Annotated in this window: 14 protein-coding genes; 8 read left to right on the top strand and 6 right to left on the bottom strand. The window is 72.0% G+C overall.

Annotated features, from left to right (window positions below; genetic code table 11):
• Positions 1-25: 25 nt before the first annotated feature.
• The 3 genes from lpdA to BLQ34_RS03365 all read left to right on the top strand — a co-directional run bounded on the left by lpdA (position 26) and on the right by BLQ34_RS03365 (position 4356).
• Positions 26-1417, top strand: coding sequence for a dihydrolipoyl dehydrogenase (lpdA, locus tag BLQ34_RS03375; RefSeq protein WP_091781504.1), 1392 nt, complete (start codon positions 26-28; stop codon positions 1415-1417).
• A gap of 90 nt (positions 1418-1507) precedes the next feature.
• Positions 1508-3418 (top strand): 2-oxoglutarate dehydrogenase, E2 component, dihydrolipoamide succinyltransferase, encoded by a 1911-nt coding sequence (gene sucB, locus BLQ34_RS03370; protein ID WP_091781501.1) that lies wholly within the window; start codon positions 1508-1510, stop codon positions 3416-3418.
• Positions 3419-3444: 26 nt separating this feature from the next.
• Positions 3445-4356 (top strand): TIGR01777 family oxidoreductase, encoded by a 912-nt coding sequence (locus BLQ34_RS03365; protein WP_091781498.1) that lies wholly within the window; start codon positions 3445-3447, stop codon positions 4354-4356.
• Here the strand turns inward: BLQ34_RS03365 and BLQ34_RS03360 are convergent.
• The gene (locus BLQ34_RS03360; RefSeq protein WP_091781495.1) at positions 4353-5987 is read right to left on the bottom strand and encodes a serine/threonine-protein kinase; all 1635 of its coding nucleotides are present in this window, start codon (positions 5985-5987) and stop codon (positions 4353-4355) included. The two genes, BLQ34_RS03365 and BLQ34_RS03360, sit on opposite strands and share 4 nt — an antisense overlap.
• A 70-nt stretch (positions 5988-6057) precedes the next feature.
• Here BLQ34_RS03360 and BLQ34_RS03355 point away from each other — a divergent pair, with 70 nt between their 5' ends.
• On the top strand, positions 6058-6789 hold the full coding sequence (locus tag BLQ34_RS03355; protein WP_091781493.1) for a Type 1 glutamine amidotransferase-like domain-containing protein: 732 nt from the start codon (positions 6058-6060) through the stop codon (positions 6787-6789).
• 32 nt (positions 6790-6821) lie between these two features.
• On the opposite strand, the gene BLQ34_RS03350 is transcribed toward BLQ34_RS03355, so the two are convergent.
• The gene (locus tag BLQ34_RS03350) at positions 6822-8954 is read right to left on the bottom strand and encodes an MMPL family transporter (RefSeq protein ID WP_091781490.1); all 2133 of its coding nucleotides are present in this window, start codon (positions 8952-8954) and stop codon (positions 6822-6824) included.
• A gap of 64 nt (positions 8955-9018) precedes the next feature.
• On the opposite strand from BLQ34_RS03350, the gene lipB reads away from it, so the two are divergent.
• From lipB to BLQ34_RS03330, 4 genes are all read left to right on the top strand, one after another.
• On the top strand, positions 9019-9657 hold the full coding sequence (gene lipB, locus BLQ34_RS03345; RefSeq protein WP_091781487.1) for a lipoyl(octanoyl) transferase LipB: 639 nt from the start codon (positions 9019-9021) through the stop codon (positions 9655-9657).
• Positions 9650-10312 (top strand): YczE/YyaS/YitT family protein, encoded by a 663-nt coding sequence (locus BLQ34_RS03340; RefSeq protein ID WP_091781484.1) that lies wholly within the window; start codon positions 9650-9652, stop codon positions 10310-10312. The genes lipB and BLQ34_RS03340 overlap by 8 nt, the downstream gene beginning before the upstream one ends.
• 144 nt (positions 10313-10456) lie before the next feature.
• Complete coding sequence (lipA, locus tag BLQ34_RS03335; protein ID WP_091781481.1) at positions 10457-11494, top strand: lipoyl synthase; 1038 nt, start codon at positions 10457-10459, stop codon at positions 11492-11494.
• Positions 11495-11512: 18 nt separating this feature from the next.
• Positions 11513-12247 (top strand): DUF4191 domain-containing protein, encoded by a 735-nt coding sequence (locus BLQ34_RS03330; RefSeq protein ID WP_091781478.1) that lies wholly within the window; start codon positions 11513-11515, stop codon positions 12245-12247.
• Between the two features lie 59 nt (positions 12248-12306).
• On the opposite strand, the gene BLQ34_RS03325 is transcribed toward BLQ34_RS03330, so the two are convergent.
• From BLQ34_RS03325 to BLQ34_RS03310, 4 genes are read right to left on the bottom strand one after another with little or no spacing between them, the layout of a single operon-like run.
• Entirely contained in the window at positions 12307-13332 is a 1026-nt protein-coding gene (locus BLQ34_RS03325; protein WP_091781475.1) for a LacI family DNA-binding transcriptional regulator, read from the bottom strand.
• A gap of 18 nt (positions 13333-13350) precedes the next feature.
• The gene (locus BLQ34_RS03320; RefSeq protein ID WP_091781472.1) at positions 13351-14763 is read right to left on the bottom strand and encodes a GH1 family beta-glucosidase; all 1413 of its coding nucleotides are present in this window, start codon (positions 14761-14763) and stop codon (positions 13351-13353) included.
• Between the two features lie 2 nt (positions 14764-14765).
• Positions 14766-15701: a carbohydrate ABC transporter permease gene (locus tag BLQ34_RS03315; protein WP_091789186.1), complete on the bottom strand. Its 936-nt coding sequence runs from the start codon at positions 15699-15701 to the stop codon at positions 14766-14768.
• A 7-nt stretch (positions 15702-15708) separates the two neighbouring features.
• A complete protein-coding gene (locus tag BLQ34_RS03310; RefSeq protein ID WP_231961423.1) occupies positions 15709-16668 on the bottom strand; it encodes a carbohydrate ABC transporter permease in 960 nt (319 codons plus the stop codon).
• Between the last annotated feature and the right edge of the window lie 4 nt (positions 16669-16672).

Raw genomic sequence — 16672 nt, 5'->3', positions numbered from 1 at the left:
ATGCACACGACGCAAGGGAGCGAGCATGTCGGCTGATGCCGAGACCACCGACGAGACCACGTACGACGTGGTGATCCTCGGAGGAGGCAGTGGCGGCTACGCGTGTGCGTTCCGCGCCGCCGAGCTCGGGCTGACGGTCGCGCTCGTCGAGAAGGGCAAGCTCGGAGGCACCTGCCTCCACGTCGGGTGCATCCCGACCAAGGCGCTGCTGCACGCCGCGGAGGTGGCCGACAGCGCCCGCGAGGGCGCCCAGTTCGGGGTCAAGTCGACCTTCGAGTCGGTCGACATGTCCGGCGTCAACGCCTACAAGGACGGCGTCATCGCCCGTCTCTACAAGGGCCTCCAGGGTCTGGCCAAGGCCCACAAGATCGAGCTCGTCGAGGGTGCCGGTCGGCTCGTCGACCGCTCCACCGTCGAGGTCGGCGGCCGCCGGCTCCGCGGCCGCAACGTCGTCCTCGCGACCGGCTCCTACCCGCGCTCGCTGCCCGGCCTCGAGATCGGCGGGCGGGTGATGACGTCCGAGCAGGCCCTCGCCCTCGACTTCGTGCCCCCGCGCGTGGTCGTGCTCGGTGGCGGCGTCATCGGTGTCGAGTTCGCCTCGGTCTTCCGCTCGTTCGGCTCCGAGGTCACCATCGTGGAGGCACTGCCCCGGCTGGTGGCCGCCGAGGACGAAGCCATCTCCAAGACCCTCGAGCGGTCCTTCCGCAAGCGCAAGATCGCCTTCCGGACCGGCGTGAAGTTCACCGGCGCGACGCAGTCCGGCGACACCGTCTCGGTGTCCCTCGAGGACGGCAGCAGCATCGAGGCCGACCTCCTGCTCGTGGCCGTCGGCCGCGGTCCGGTCACCGACGGGCTCGGCTACGCCGAGGCGGGCGTGCAGCTCGACCGGGGCTTCGTCACCACCGACGAGCGCCTGCGCACCGGCGTCGAGGGTGTGTATGCCGTGGGAGACATCGTGCCGGGCCTCCAGCTCGCGCACCGTGGTTTCGCGCAGGGCATCTTCGTCGCCGAGGAGATCGCCGGTCTGTCCCCCGCCGTGATCGACGAGACCGGGATCCCGCGGGTCACCTACTGCGACCCCGAGATCGCCTCCGTCGGGTTGACCGAGGCCCAGGCCGAGGAGAAGTACGGCGAGGTCGAGACCTACGAGTACAACCTCGGCGGCAACGGCAAGTCCCAGATCCTGCAGACCCAGGGCTTCGTCAAGCTGGTCCGCGAGAAGGACGGCCCGGTCGTCGGCGTCCACATGATCGGCGCCCGGATGGGTGAGCAGGTCGGCGAAGCCCAGCTCATCTACAACTGGGAGGCGCTGCCGTCCGACGTCGCGTCGCTGATCCACGCCCACCCCACCCAGAACGAGTCGCTCGGCGAGGCCCACCTGGCCCTGGCCGGCAAGCCGCTGCACGCGCACAGCTGACCCACCACACCCGAACCACCGCATCCGAACCACCGCACCTGAACGACCGCACCACCGCCAGCGAACACGAGTACAAGGAGAGACAGGCACATGTCTGAACGCGTGACCATGCCAGCCCTGGGTGAGTCCGTCACCGAAGGCACCGTGACGCGCTGGCTGAAGAATGTCGGCGACACCGTCGCGGTCGACGAGCCGCTGCTCGAGGTCTCGACCGACAAGGTCGACACCGAGATCCCTTCGCCGGTGGCCGGGGTGCTCCAGGAGATCCTCGCGCAGGAGGACGACACCGTCCCCGTGGGTGCCGACCTCGCCGTGATCGGCGACGGTGCCGAGGGCTCCGGCGGTGACGACCAGCCGGCACAGCAGGACGGCGGCCAGCAGCAGGACCAGCAGGACCGGGGCCAACAGGACCAGGGCCAGCAGGACCAGGGCCAGCAGGATGCTGGGCAGCAGCCCGCCCAGGAGCAGGCGTCCGCCGGTTCCGACGCGCCGCCGGCCGAGGCACCCTCGACCGAGCAGGCCCCGCAGGAGTCGACCTCCGAGCCCGAGCAGTCCGGCTCGCAGGGTGACGGCGGCCAGGGTGACGGCGGTGGCGCGTCCGGCGGCGAGACCGTGACGATGCCCGCTCTCGGCGAGTCGGTCACCGAGGGCACCGTGACCCGCTGGCTCAAGGCCGAGGGCGACGAGGTCGCCGTCGACGAGCCGCTGCTCGAGGTCTCGACCGACAAGGTCGACACCGAGATCCCGTCGCCGTTCGCCGGCACGCTCACCAAGATCCTCGTCCAGGAGGACGACACCGTCCCGGTCGGCGGCGACCTCGCCGTCATCGGCGGGTCGGGTGGCGGGTCCGCCCCCGCGCAGCAGGAAGCCGCCCAGCAGGAAGCCCCCGCCCAGCAGGAAGCCCCCGCCCAGCAGGAAGCCCCCGCGCAGCAGGAAGCCCCCGCGCAGCAGGAGGCCCCCGCGCAGCAGCAGGCACCCGCGCCGGCTCCGGCCGCCGCCGCACCCGCACCCGCGGCCCCGGCCGCCGCGGCGTCCGACACCGACGCCTCGGCCTACGTCACTCCCCTCGTGCGCAAGCTCGCCGCCGACAACTCGGTCGACCTCGGGTCGCTCAAGGGCACCGGGGTGGGTGGCCGCATCCGCAAGCAGGACGTCCTCGATGCGGCGAAGGCTGCCCAGGAAGCAGCCGCCGCTCCGGCGGCCCAGGCCCCCGCGGCGCAGGCTCCCGCTGCGTCCGCCCCGGCTGCGCCGACCAGTGCTGGCAGCTCCTCCACCGTGTCGCCCAAGCGCGGCACCACCGAGAAGATGTCGCGGCTGCGCCAGACGATCGCCAAGCGGATGGTCGAGTCGCTCCAGGTCTCGGCCCAGCTCACCACCGTGGTCGAGGTCGACGTCACGAAGATCGCGCGGCTGCGGGCCAAGGCCAAGTCGGAGTTCGAGCAGCGCGAAGGCACCAAGCTCAGCTTCCTGCCGTTCTTCGCGCTGGCCGCCGTCGAGGCCCTCAAGGCCCACCCGGCGGTGAACTCCAGCGTCGAGGGCACTGAGGTGACCTACCACGGCACCGAGAACCTCGGCGTCGCCGTCGACACCGAGCGCGGCCTCCTCGTCCCGGTCATCAAGGACGCCGGTGACCTCAACATCGCCGGTTTGGCTCGCAAGATCGCCGACCTCGCCGAACGCACCCGCACCAACAAGATCGGGCCCGACGAGCTGGGCGGCGGCACGTTCACGCTGACCAACACCGGCAGCCGGGGCGCACTCTTCGACACCCCGATCATCAACCAGCCCAACGTCGCCATCCTCGGCACGGGCGCCGTGGTCAAGCGTCCCGTCGTGGTGTCCGACGGCGAGGGCGGCGAGACCATCGCGGTCCGCTCGATGGTCTACCTGGCCCTGTCCTACGACCACCGCGTCGTCGACGGCGCCGACGCGGCGCGGTTCCTCACGACCATGAAGACCCGGCTCGAGGACGGCGGCTTCGAGTCCGACCTCGGTCTCTGAGCGAGCCGGACCAGCAGGAGCAGCTCGTGCCACAGCGCGTCGCCATCACCGGTGCCTCCGGTCTGATCGGCGGCGCGCTGTCGGCGTTCCTGCGCGAGCGCGGCGACGAGGTGGTCCGGTTGGTGCGGCGCCCCGCGACGGCGCCCGACGAGGTCCAGTGGGACCCGGCCGCCCGACGGCTCGACCCGGCCGACCTCGCCGGGGTCACCGGGCTGGTCAACCTGGCCGGGGCCGGCGTCGGTGACAAGCGCTGGACGCCGTCCTACCAGCAGCAGATCCTCGCCTCCCGCGTCGGCAGCACGGCGACCGTTGCCACCACCCTCGCGACCCTGGCCGACCAGGGCCAGGCGGTCCGGCTCGTCAGCGGTGCCGCGGTCGGCGTCTACGGTGACCGCGGCGACGAGGTGCTCACCGAGGACTCCGCCCCCGGCACCGGCTTCCTCAGCGAGGTCGTGCGCGCGTGGGAGGCTGCGGCCGACCCGGCTCGCGACGCGGGCCTGCCCGTGGCCCATCCCCGCACCGGGCTGGTGTTCGCTCCCGACGGTGGGGCGCTCGAGCGGATGATCCCGCTCGCCAAGGCCGGCATCCTCGGCCCGCTCGGCAACGGCCGCCAGTGGTGGCCGTGGATCTCGTTGCGCGACACGGTGGCCGGCCTGGCACACCTCCTCGACCACCCGGAGATCCAGGGACCGGTCAACCTCGTCGGCCCGCACCCCGACCACCAGGTCGACATCGCCCGCGAGCTCGGACGGCAGATCTCCCGCCCCGCCCTCCTGCCTGCCCCCGCCTTCGGCATCAAGCTGGTGCTGGGCGGGTTCTCCGACGAGGTGCTCACCAGCAAGCGGGCGGTGCCGCAGCGGCTGCTCGAGTCAGGCTTCGCGCACCAGGACCAGACGGTCGCCTCGGCACTGCGCTGGGTGCTCGCACAGCGCTCCTAGCCCACCGGGTCGGAGATGGTCGCGATCCGCCATCGTCCGTCCGACCACACCAGCTCGAACCGGACCACCCGGCGTGGCTCTGCCGGTCGCGGTACGACCCGGCCACCCGCCTCCACGACCCGGTATGCCGCCGTCCCGACCGCGGCGTCGACCGTCGCCGTCGCAGGGGTGTGGGTGACGGTGCGGGCCGGACCCACGTCGAACGCGATCCCCTGCCACGCGCTGCCCGAGGCGGTCAGCTCGGCCAGGAGTGCCGCATCCTGTGCGAGGGCAGCAGAGCCAGGGGCGTCCAGCTGCGCGAGGAGCGCTGACGAGCGGTCCGTCATCGCGTCGGCGCGCAGCTCGGCGAGGGCACTGACCAGACCGCGGGCGTCACGCTCGGGCGCGGTGCGGTCCCTCGCGAGCGCGTCGCCCGCGCCGGTGGCCGGACGCGCGGTGGCGCTGCGGGCCGGCGGGCTCGAGGGTGCCGCCGTCGGATCCGCGGGGCGCGACGCTGCGGCAGAGCTCGACGGGGCGGTGGAGCTCGACGGGGCGGTGGAGCTCGACGGTGCGGTGGAGCTCGACGGTGCCGGGGCGGCGGGCCGAGTCGGCGTCGGAGCTGACGCGGACGGCGCCATCGTCCGCAGCCAGTCGGGACGTCGCAGCACGTCGGCGGCCACGAGCCCCCCATATCCCAGGCCGGTCACGAGGAGGGTCAGGGTCAGGAGGGCGGCGGACTGCCGCGGCGACGGCGACCACGACCACGGGTGACCGCGGGGCTCGGCAGCCACCGGAGCGGGTGCGGCCGGGCGCCGGAGCCGCTGGGTGAGCAGGGAGGTCTCATCGGTGCCGACCACCAGCCGCAGCGGCGCACAGGGGGCCGAGTCGTAGTAGGCGAGCGCCTGCTCGGCCGCCGTCGGGCGCAGCGAGGGGTCTCCGAGCAGGGACTGCGTCGTCACCTCGGCCCACGCGGCCGGCAGCCCGGGTGCGAGCTCCTCGAGCGGCGGTCGCATTGCCGCCGGCTCCGGCGGACGGCCGGTGACGCACCACCACGCGAGCGCACCCACGGCATACACGTCGGAGGCGGTGCTGAGCCGGCCGAGCTCCTGCACCTCGGGCGCGACGAAACCCGGTGTGCCCCAAAGGCTGCCGGGCAGCTCACCGGCGAGTCGAGCGACCCCGAGGTCGGCGACGTAGGGCTGCCCGGTCCTGGCCAGCAGGACGTTGCCGGGCGTGAGGTCGCCGTGCACCACTCCGAGCCCGTGCAGGCCGGCGAGGGCTCGCGCCACGGGGGCGAGCACGGTGACCGACTCGCCCACGCTGAGGTGACCGCGGGCCCTGACGGCACGCTCCAGCGAGCCGCCGGCCAGGTGGTCCAGGACCAGCGCCACCGCTGGCACCCCGCCGACCAGGGCGACCGCCTCGTGGAACGCCACGAGGCCTTCGACCTGCACCGCACCCAGCACCGCGAGCTCGCGGGCCAGCGCGTGCACCCGGTCGGGATCGGTCACCGGCACGACCTTGACCGCCACGCTGCGGCCGTCGGTCGCACGGTTCGCAGACCAGACGGTGCCGACGGATCCCTGCCCGAGCAGCTCACCCAGCGCGTAGCCGGGCACGACCGGTGGTGGCAGCGGGCGGGCGGAGGTCACCCCCCGAGTCTGCCCAGCCGCGACCGACCACCCGGCCGGTTGTCCACAGGCACCCCCCTAGAGTCGGAGCATGCCTGCAGACCAGCCCACCATCCTGGCCACCTCCGGCGGCTACCGTCCGGCCGACCGCACCGCCTTCGAGTTCAACGCCCTGGTGCACCACGCGGTCGAGCTGTCGGGGGCGACCGGCCGACCTCGGGTGACGCACCTGCCGACCGCCTGTGGCGACCAGCGCTCACTCGCCGCCGACATGGACGACGCGGCACGGGTGGCCGGGTTCGAGCTCACCAACCTCTACCTCTTCCCGATGCCGAGCCTCGACGACATCGAGGGTCACCTGCTCGAGCAGGACGTCGTGTGGGTCAACGGCGGGTCGGTGGCGGGCCTGTTGGCGATGTGGGACGTCCACGACCTGCGCGGTGTCTTCCGCCGGGTCTGGGAGGCCGGTGTGGTGCTGTCCGGCGTCTCGGCCGGATCGATCTGCTGGTATGCCGGGGGCACGACGGACTCGTTCGGCCCCGAGCTGCGGGCGGTGACCAACGGGCTGGGGCTGTTGCCCTACGGCAACGGCGTGCACTACGACTCGGAGGCACGGCGCCGACCGCTGGTGCAGCGACTCGTGGCCGACGGCACCCTGCCCACGACGCACTGCACCGACGACGGTGTCGGGCTGGTCTACCACGGCACCGAGCTCGTGGAGGCGGTCAGTGAGCGGGACGGCAAGGGCGCCTTCATCGTGACCCGCGACGGCGATCGGGCCGTCGAGGAGCGGATCGAGCCGCGCCGCCTGCCCAACCCCTAGGCGGGCAGCCGCGGCTCACTCGGTGCCGCCGCTCACTCCTTGCCGCGGGACAGGGCGCTGGGGGCCCAGATCCGGCGGCCGATGTCGTGGCTCAGGGCCGGCACCAGCAGCGAGCGCACCACGAGCGTGTCGAGCAGCACGCCGAACGCCACGATGAACGCGATCTGCACGAGGAACAGGATCGGCAGCACCGCGAGCGCGGAGAAGGTCGAGGCCAGCACCACGCCGGCGCTGGTGATCACGCCTCCCGTGACGGCGAGCCCGACCAGGATGCCCCGTCTGGTCCCCTGCTCCGCGGCCTCCTCGCGAACTCTCGTCATGAGGAAGATCGAGTAGTCGATGCCCAGCGCGACGAGGAAGACGAACCCGTAGAGCGGCGTCGACGGATCGGACCCCGGGAAGTCGAACACGTGGTTGAACGCGATCGCCGCGACGCCCATCGTCGCGCCGAACGACACGACGTTCGCGACCACGAGGAGCAGCGGGGCCACGAGCGAGCGCAGCAGGAGCGCCAGCACGACGAAGATCACCAGCAGGATCGCCGGGATGATCGTCCTCAGGTCGCGGTTGCTGGCGTCGAGCACGTCGAGGCTCATCGCGGTCTGTCCCCCGACCCGGACGTCGTCACCGACCGAGTCGAGGTCGGTGCGCAACCGCTTGACCACGTCGGTGGCCGCGGGGCTGTCGGCGGCCTCGGTCAGGGTGGCCTGCACGAGCACCTTGCCGTCCACCACCTTGGCCGGCGCACCCGGTGCCGCCCCGGCATACGGGTCGTTGACGCCGTCCTCGCGCCCGAGGGCGGCGAGCACCGCGTCGGTCTTGCCCTCGGGGGCGACGACCTGGATCGGGCTGCCGGAGCCGGCCGGGAAGTGCTTGGCCAGCACCTCCTGACCCGTCACCGACTCGACCTTGTCGAGGAAGAGGTCGGACTGGCTGATCCCGTCGGCCTTGAGGGTCGGGACGAAGGCAGCCAGGGCCAGCAGCGCGGTGAGCGTGAGGACCCAGGTGCGCCGCGGGTGGCTGCCCACGAGGGCGGCGACCCGCCCCCAGAGTCCCCGCGTGCCGATCTTGTCCTGGGCGTGCACGTGGTCGAGCTTGGGGACGGCTGGCCAGAACGCCGCCCGGCCGATCAGCAGCAGCACCGCGGGCAGGAAGGTGAGGGCCGAGACCAGCGCGCCCGCGATGCCCAGGGCCCCGACCGGTCCGAGGCCGGAGGTGTTGCCGAGGTCGGAGAGCAGCAGGCAGAGCAGCCCGAGGATCACGGTGGCGGCGCTGGCGGCGATCGGCTCGACGGCTCCGCGCCACGCCCGTTTCATCGCCACCCAGGTGCTCGCCTCGTCGTGCAGCTCCTCCTTGTAGCGCGACACCAGCAGCAGGGCGTAGTCGGTCGCGGCGCCGACCACGAGGATCGACAGGATGCCCTGGCTCTGCCCGGACAGCCCGATCACGTCGTTCTTCGCCAGCGGGAAGACCGCGAGGGCGGCAGCAGCCAGGCCGAAGACCGCAGTGAGCAGCACGGCGAAGGGCAGGATCGGGCTCCGGTAGACGACCAGCAGGATGATGAAGACCACCCCGAGCGCGACACCGAGCAGGATGCCGTCGATCCCGGCGAACGCGGTGACGAAGTCGGCGGTGACCCCACCCGGCCCGGTCACGTAGGTGGTGAGGCCGCTCGGGGCGAGGTCGGCCTTCGCGGCGGCCCGTAGCGTGTCGGCTGCCGCGAACAGCGGCGAGGTGTCCCCGATCGTCTCGGCCGAGGTCACCGCGTTCATCGGCACCACCAGTAGCAGGGCGGCGCCGTCCTGGCTGGGGATGGCGGCCTGGGGCGTCTCGGTGAGGTACTTCGACAGGGCTGGGTCGCCGGGCAGGTCGAGCTCGCGGTCCGGCAGGGCAGCGACGAACTTCTGCGCCGCGGCCTGCTGGGCCGGGCCGACCTTGCCGTCACCCTCCATGACGAGGATGAACGGCAGCGACTCGGTGTCGCTGAACCTGGCGACCTCGTGCATCACCTCGGTGGACTCCGCCTTCGCGGGCAGGAACGACGCGTTGTCGTTCTTCTGCACCTCGGAGAGCCGGCCGACCAGCGGTCCACCGACGCCGGCCAGACCCAGCCACACGAGGAGGGCCGCGAGGGCCACCAACCTGACTGCCCAGCGCGACCGCATCAGAGTGCTCCCCAAGCTCGATGGTGTGTCCGGCCAGCCTAGGGGGCGGGCGTACGCTGGCCGCATGCGGTTCGAACACGTGGGCTTCGCCCCCGACTTCGTCGACTACGAGGCGGCCTGGGCCCACCAGCGCGAGGTGCACGCCGCCGTCGTCGACGGGGCCGAGGACACCGTCCTGCTCCTCGAGCACCGGGCCGTCTACACCGCGGGCAAGCGCACCGAACCGCACCAGCGACCCTTCGACGGCACACCGGTCATCGACGTGGACCGGGGTGGCCTGATCACCTGGCACGGTCCGGGACAGCTCGTGGGCTACCCGATCGTGCGCCTGCACGGCGTGCCGATCGACGTCGTCGCCCACGTGCGCCGGCTCGAGGAGGTGATGATCCGCACCTGTCGCGAGTTCGACGTGGAGGTGACGCGGGTCGAGGGCCGCAGCGGGGTGTGGGTGCTGGCCGACGACCGGGGCCCCGACCGCAAGCTCGGCGCCATCGGCGTGCGGGTCAGCCGGCAGGTCACCATGCACGGGTTCGCGTTGAACTGCGACGCCGACCTCTCCTGGGCCGACAACATCATCGCCTGCGGGATCGACGACGCCGGGGTCAGCTCGATCACCCGCGAGGCCGGTCGGGTGGTCACCGTCCAGGACGTGCTCCCGTATGCCGAGAAGCACCTGGGCGACGTCCTCGCCTCCGGTGCCTGACCAGCCCGCGGAGGAGGTCGTCGGCAGCCCGGGACACCCCGGCGATGCTGCCGGGTCCCCCACGCCCGCCGCACTCCCCCGTCGACTGGCCCAGCTCGTCATCGGCTGTGTCGTCCTCGGCGCCGGCGTGGCCGTGCTGCTCGACGCGGCGCTGGGCTCGGACGGCTACTCGACGCTGATGTCCGGCCTGACGTCGACGTCGGGCCTGCCGTTCGTGGTGGTCAACGGTGGCGTCGGCATCCTCCTCATCGCCCTCGCCTGGAGCCGGGGGCTGCGACCCGGCGTGGGCACGATCGTGCAGACCGTGGTCGTCGGCGGCACGGTCAGCGCGGTCTCGCCGTTGCTGCCCACTCCCTCGGGACTCGGACCTCGCTTCGTCGAGCTGGGGATCGCGTTCGTGCTGGTGTCCCTGGGGGTGGCGGGCTACCTCGCCTCGCACACCGGTGCGGGCCCGGCCGAGGGGGCTGCCATCGCCTTCGACCCGCCGCTGCCTTTCCGGTGGAGCTACACGGTGCTGCAGGCGGTCAGCGCGCTCGGTGGCTGGGCACTCGGCGCGGCGGTCGGCCCGGGCACGCTGCTGGTGTCGCTGCTCGTGGGCCCCACCGTCGACCTGCTGACCCGTGTGCTCTTCCACAGCCGTCACGTCAGCGCCTGACCCCCACCCCCGACGTGAGGGGGCGGAATAGGGCCGGGGCGACAGGCGTAGTCTTGAGGGACGCCCGGTGTCCTCCGGGCGCACCCGTGCCCCGCGGCATACCGGCTGCTGGTGGCGCACCGAACGGAAGGCAAGGGAGTCTTCGTGACCATCGCACCCGAGGGCCGCCGACTGCTGCGCGTCGAGGCGCGCAACGCCGAGACGCCGATCGAGCGCAAGCCCGAGTGGATCCGCACCACCGCGAAGATGGGTCCCGAGTACACCAAGCTCCACTCGATGGTGAAGACCGAGGGGCTGCACACGGTCTGCCAGGAAGCCGGCTGTCCCAACATCTTCGAGTGCTGGGAGGACCGGGAGGCGACCTTCCTCATCGGCGGTGACGTCTGCACCCGCCGCTGCGACTTCTGCGACATCGCGACCGGCCGCCCTGAGGCCCTCGACCGCGACGAGCCGCGACGGGTGGCCGAGTCGGTGGCCCAGATGGGGCTGCGCTACTCGACCGTCACCGGGGTCGCCCGCGACGACCAGCCCGACGGCGCGGCCTGGCTCTACGCCGAGACGATCCGCCAGATCCACGAGAAGAACCCCAACACCGGCGTCGAGATCCTGCCGCCCGACTTCGGTGCCAAGCCCGAGCTGGTGGGCCAGGTCTTCGACGCCCGCCCCGAGGTGTTCGCGCACAACCTCGAGACCGTGCCGCGGATCTTCAAGCAGATCCGCCCGGCCTTCACCTACGACAAGTCGCTCAAGGTGCTGTCGATGGCCCGGGACGCCGAGCTGGTCACCAAGTCCAACCTGATCCTGGGCATGGGCGAGGAGGACCACGAGGTCGAGCAGGCGATCCGCGACCTGCACGACGCCGGCTGCGACATCCTCACCATCACCCAGTACCTGCGCCCGTCCAAGCTGCACCACCCGATCGACCGCTGGGTGAAGCCGGAGGAGTTCGTGCACTGGAGCGACGTCGCCCAGGAGATGGGCTTCAAGGGCGTGATGGCCGGACCGCTGGTGCGCTCGTCCTACCGCGCCGGCCGCCTCTGGGCCACGGCCATGCGCCAGTGGGGGCGCGACATCCCCGAGCACCTCCAGCACCTCGCCGACGCCGCCGGCGACCCGGCCCGCCAGGAGGCCTCGACGCTGGTCGCCGCCCGCAAGCCGGGCGTGTTGGGCACCCCCGCCTGACCCCGTATCCTGACCCTCATGGCCCGCAAGGAAAAGCAGCAGTCGGACACGCCCAAGGAGCCGGGCCGGTTCGCCCAGATCCGTCAGGTCTTCACCGCGTCGCGCAAGGCGGACCCGACGATCCCGTGGTGGATGCTGCTGGCGTTCGTCGCGGTGATCGCGGTCGGCGTGAGCATCGGCTTCCTGGTGGGTCACTGGGTCTACGCCCTCATCCTGTCGGTCCCCCTCGGGCTGCTCGCGGCGACGCTGGTCCTGTCGCGCAAGGCGGAGCGGGCGGCCTACCGCTCGCTCGAGGGCCAGCCGGGAGCCGCGGGAGCGGCCCTGGGGGCGCTGCGTCGGGGCTGGTTCTACGACCAGCAGCCGGTGGCCGTCGACGGTGCGCGTGGCACCCGGCCGGAGGACGTCGCCGGAGCTGCCTTCGTCTACCGCGCCCTCGGTCGTCCCGGCATCGTGCTGATCGGCGAGGGCCCTGACGCCCGCCGCAGCAAGCTGCTGACCCAGGAGCGCAAGAAGGTCGAGCGCGTCGCCCCCGGTGTGCCCGTCACGTCGGTCGTGGTCGGCGACGGCGACAACGAGGTGCCGATCCGCAAGCTCGGCAGCAAGATCACCCGCATGAAGCCGGTCCTCACCAAGGAGGAGGTGTCTGCGGTCAACAAGCGGCTCAAGTCGCTCGGCGGCCTGCGTCCGCCGATCCCCGCCGGGATGGACCCGATGCGCGCCCGCGTCGACCGCAAGGCGATGCGCGGCCGCTGAGCCCGTCGGGTCGTGTGCCTGAGCGCGGGCCAGGGACCGCGCTCAGGCACACGACCTCGTCAGCCGGAGGCGCGCTCGACCAGCGACGTGTCGAGCACGAGCTGCTCAGGGGTGCTCACTCCCCCGGCACCGATCTGCCCGAGCAGCATCAGCGCCATCTCGCGGCCGAGCTGCTCCATCGGCTGGTGCACCGTGGTGAGTGGCGGGTTGGCCACCGCGGCCAGCGGACCGTCGTCGAAACCGATCAGCGCCACGTCCTCGGGGACGCTGCGCCCCGCCTCGCGCAGCACCCGGAGCGCCCCGAGCGCCATCAGGTCGCTCGCCGCGAAGACCGCGTCGATGTCGGGGCGGCGGGCGAGCAGTGCGGTCATCGCCGCGGCGCCGCTGGCCTCGCTGAAGTCGCCCGCCTCGACCAGGGACTCGTCCACCTCGCGACCCGCGGCGGCCAGCGCCTGCCGGTAGCCGTCGAGGCGGTCCCGGCCGGCGATCATGTCCTGGGGTCCGGCGATGAGCGCGACCACGGCGCGGCCGCTCTCGACCAGGTGGGTGACCGCCTCGCGGGCACCGCCAGTGTTGTCGACGTCGACATAGCTCATCTCCCCGGCGCCCCCGGGGCGGCCACAGAAGACGACCGGCAGGCCGCGGCCCTGGATCCGTCCGGGCAGGGTGTCGGCGTCGTGCGCCGACAGCATCAGCACGCCGTCGACGTGCTGCGGGGTGAGGTAGGTGTCGAGCCGGTCGACCTGCTCACGGGTCTGCACCAGGGCGAGCACCAGCTGTCGCGAGGCCTCCCCGACGACCGTGGTGATGCCCCGGACGACGCCGGCGAAGAACGGCTCCCCGAAGATCCGTTCCTCCGGCTCGCTGATCACCAGGGCGATGGCACCGGTGCGGCGGGTCACCAGCGCCCGCGCCGCCATGTTGGGCACGTAGCCCAGCTCGTCGACCGCCCGCATCACCCGCACGCGGGTGCGCTCCGACACCTGGGGTGATCCGTTGACCACTCGTGAGACGGTGCCGCGGCCCACACCCGCGCGCGCCGCCACCTCCTCGAGCGTGGGCTGGCCGCCGTTGCCGGTGCTCACGAGCTGTGCCTCATGCGCTCAGTATTGCGTGCGGTCCCCGGCGAGGAAGGCGGCATACCAGCGTCCGCTGTCCTTGACCGTCCGCTCCTGCGTGTCGAAGTCCACGTGCACGATCCCGAACCGCTTCGCGTAACCCTCGGCCCACTCGAAGTTGTCCATCAACGACCAGGCGAAGTAGCCGCGGAGCGGCACCCCGGCCCGCACGGCGCGGGCCGCCGCGGCCAGGTGGCCGGCCAGGAAGTCGATGCGTCGGGGGTCGTGCACGGTCCCGTCCGCGCCGACCTCGTCGTCGAAGGCCGCGCCGTTCTCGGTCATCACCAGCGGCAGGTCGCCGTAGTCACGGGTCACCCGGGTGAGGATGTCGAAGAGCCCGTCGGCGTCGACCTCCCAGCCCATCGCCGTCGTGGGCAGGCCACGGTCGGTGAACTCGACGAGCCCGGTGCCGGGGAACGCGCCCGGCGCCACCACGTGCCGGGTGTAGTAGTTCACCCCCAGGAAGTCCAGCGGCGCGTTGATCGTCTCGAGGTCCGCATCCGCCACGAACGCCAGGTCGCTGATGTGGGCGACGTCCTCGACGACGTCCTTCGGGTAGGCGCCACGCAGCACCGGGTCGAGGAACCAGCGGTTGGACAGTCCGTCGATTCGCCGCACGGCGTCGTCCACACCGTGGCCGTCATGGGCGCCGGTGACCGGGTAGAGGTTGAGGGTGATCCCCACCTGCGCGTCGGGCACCCGCTCGCGCAGCGCCTGCACCGCCAGCCCGTGGCCGAGCATGAGGTGGTGCGCGGCGGCAAGCGCGGCCGCGCCGTCGGAGCGGCCCGGCGCGTGCCGCCCGCTGCCGTACCCCAGGAAGGCCGAGCACCACGGCTCGTTGAGGGTGATGAAGTGCTTCACCCGGTCGCCCAGGGCGTCGGCGACGTGCGCGGCATACTCCGCGAACCGGTATGCCGTGTCACGGCTCGGCCAGCCGCCGAGGTCCTCGAGTGGTTGCGGGAGGTCCCAGTGGTAGAGCGTCGCCCACGGCGTGATGCCGCGCTCGAGGAGTGCGTCGACGAGCCGGCTGTAGAAGTCGACTCCCGCCTGGTTGACCGGCCCCGAGCCGGTCGGCTGGATCCGTGGCCAGGCGACCGAGAAGCGGTAGGCGTCGACCCCGAGCCCGGCCATCAGGTCGGCGTCCTGCTGGTAGCGCCGGTAGTGCTCGACGGCGACGTCACCGTTGTCCCCGTCGACGACCCGACCCGGGGTGGCCGAGAAGGTGTCCCAGATGGAGGGTCCGCGGCCGCCCTCGGAGGTGGCGCCCTCGATCTGGTAGCTCGACGTCGCCACGCCCCAGGTGAACTCCGGGGGGAAGTCGCCGCGCGAGAGCGCGCCGTGGTCGTGGTCGGGCTGGTTCTGGAGGTCCCGGTGGCCCAGGTCCTGGTGGTCCGGCATGGTCATCCCTTGACTCCGCCCTGCATGATGCCGCCGATGATCTGGCGGCCGAACACGATGAACACGATGACGAGCGGCAGGGTCCCGAGCAGGGTCCCGGCCATCACCAGCGCCTGGTCGGTGTAGTAGCCACCCGAGAGCCGGGACAGCGCGACCTGCACGGTCGGGTGCTCGACGTCGAGGGTGAGGTAGGGCCACAGGAAGTCGTTCCACCGCTCCATGAAGGTGAGCAGCCCGAGCACCGCCGCGGCCGGCCGCAGGATCGGGAAGACGACCGAGAAGAAGATGCGGAACGTCGAGGCCCCGTCGACCCTGGCGGCCTCGATCAGCTCGTTCGGGATTGCCTGCGCGGCATACTGCCGCATCATGAACACGCCGAAGCCGCTGACGAGGAAGGGCAGCAACGCCGACGGCAGGGTGCCGGCCAGGCCGAGCTTGCCCATCAGCATGTAGAGCGGCACGAGGCCGAGCTGGACCGGCACCATCATCGTGCCGATCACGATGAGCAGCAACGCGTTCCGGCCCCGGAAGCGCAGCTTCGCGAAGGCGAACCCGGCCAGCGCGGACAGTACAACGACCGACACGGTGGCTACCCCGGCGACGAGCGCGGAGTTGACCATGGCCTGCCCGAACATCACGTCCTGGTTGGCGAAGACCCGCGAGACGTTGGTGCCGAGCTGGTCGCCCGGGGTGAGGGGTGGCGGCACCGAGGTGATGTCGCTGTTGGGCCGCGAGGCCATCACGACCATGTAGTAGAGCGGGCCGGCCGAGAGCAGGACGGACAGCGCCAGGCACAGGTAGACGAGCTTGCTGGCGGGGGTGGCACCGGTGCTCTGCTGGGCGAGCCGGGCCAGGGACCGGCGGCGTCGCGGGCTCACCGGCTCGGGGCGCGGTGCCACGATCGGGGTGGCGGCTGCGGGGAGCTGGACCTGGGTCATGGTCACCTCACTCCGCCGACCGGATGCGCCGCAGCAGCAGCACGTTGACGGCCGAGAAGACGGCGATGAACAGGAACAGCACCCACGCGATGGTGGCCGCGTAGCCGAACCGCTGGCCGGTGAAGGCCTGCTGGATCAGGTACATCGCGGCGGTCTGGAACTGGCCGGTGGTGCCGCCGCCGATCGAGTTCGCCCCGGGGTTGAAGAGCAGGGGCTCGGTGAACAGCTGGGTCCCGCCGATCGTGGCGACGACCGACACGAAGATGAGGGTGGGCCGGAGCATCGGCACGGTGATCGACCAGAACGTCCGCCAGGCCTTCGCGCCGTCGATCCGGGCGGCCTCGTAGATCTCGGTCGGCACCGACTGCAGGGCGGCCAGCAGGATGAGCGCGTTGTAGCCGGTCCAGCGCCAGTCGACCATGGTCGAGATCGCCAGCCACGACGACCAGCGGTGGTCCTGCCAGTCGACCGGGTCGAGGCCGACGTGACCGAGGATCCAGTTGAACAGCCCGAAGTCTCGGCTGAACATCATCGTGAAGATGATCCCGACGGCGGCCACCGAGGTGACGTTCGGGAGCAGGATCCCCATCCGCCACCAGGTCGCCCCGCGCAGCCGCGAGTTGAGCATCTGGGCGAGCACCATCGCGAGCACGAGCTGCGGCACGGTCGCGACCACGAACATCCCGAGGGTGTTCAGCATCGCGTTCCAGAAGTCCTTGTCCTGCATCAGCTCGGAGTAGTTGCCCAGCCCGAGCCAGCCCTGGTCACCGCCCAGCAGGCTCCAGTCGTGGGCCGAGACCCAGGCCGTGTAGAGCAGCGGGAAGAGGCCGAAGACCCCGAAGAGGATGAAGAACGGCGACACCATCGCGTAGGGCGAGAGGCGGGTGTCGGCTCGGCGCAGCCAGCGGCGCCACCGGGCCGGGCGTTGACCCGGTGGCGCCGTGGGTGCTGCGGTGGTCGTGGTCACGAGG

It is taken from the genome of Pedococcus dokdonensis, assembly GCF_900104525.1.
Classification (GTDB): domain Bacteria; phylum Actinomycetota; class Actinomycetes; order Actinomycetales; family Dermatophilaceae; genus Pedococcus; species Pedococcus dokdonensis.
The sequence above is the reverse complement of the archived record's forward strand: the minus strand, read 5'-3'. Positions and strand labels throughout refer to the sequence as shown.

What these genes read in the sequence shown, in the direction of transcription:
- lpdA (WP_091781504.1), top strand. Translation starts at nt 26, where the DNA reads ATGTCGGCTGATGCCGAGACCACCGACGAGACCACGTACGACGTGGTG.
- sucB (WP_091781501.1), top strand. Translation starts at nt 1,508, where the DNA reads ATGTCTGAACGCGTGACCATGCCAGCCCTGGGTGAGTCCGTCACCGAA.
- BLQ34_RS03355 (WP_091781493.1), top strand. Translation starts at nt 6,058, where the DNA reads ATGCCTGCAGACCAGCCCACCATCCTGGCCACCTCCGGCGGCTACCGT.
- BLQ34_RS03350 (WP_091781490.1), bottom strand. Translation starts at nt 8,954, where the DNA reads ATGCGGTCGCGCTGGGCAGTCAGGTTGGTGGCCCTCGCGGCCCTCCTC.
- lipB (WP_091781487.1), top strand. Translation starts at nt 9,019, where the DNA reads ATGCGGTTCGAACACGTGGGCTTCGCCCCCGACTTCGTCGACTACGAG.
- BLQ34_RS03330 (WP_091781478.1), top strand. Translation starts at nt 11,513, where the DNA reads ATGGCCCGCAAGGAAAAGCAGCAGTCGGACACGCCCAAGGAGCCGGGC.
- BLQ34_RS03320 (WP_091781472.1), bottom strand. Translation starts at nt 14,763, where the DNA reads ATGCCGGACCACCAGGACCTGGGCCACCGGGACCTCCAGAACCAGCCC.
- BLQ34_RS03315 (WP_091789186.1), bottom strand. Translation starts at nt 15,701, where the DNA reads ATGACCCAGGTCCAGCTCCCCGCAGCCGCCACCCCGATCGTGGCACCG.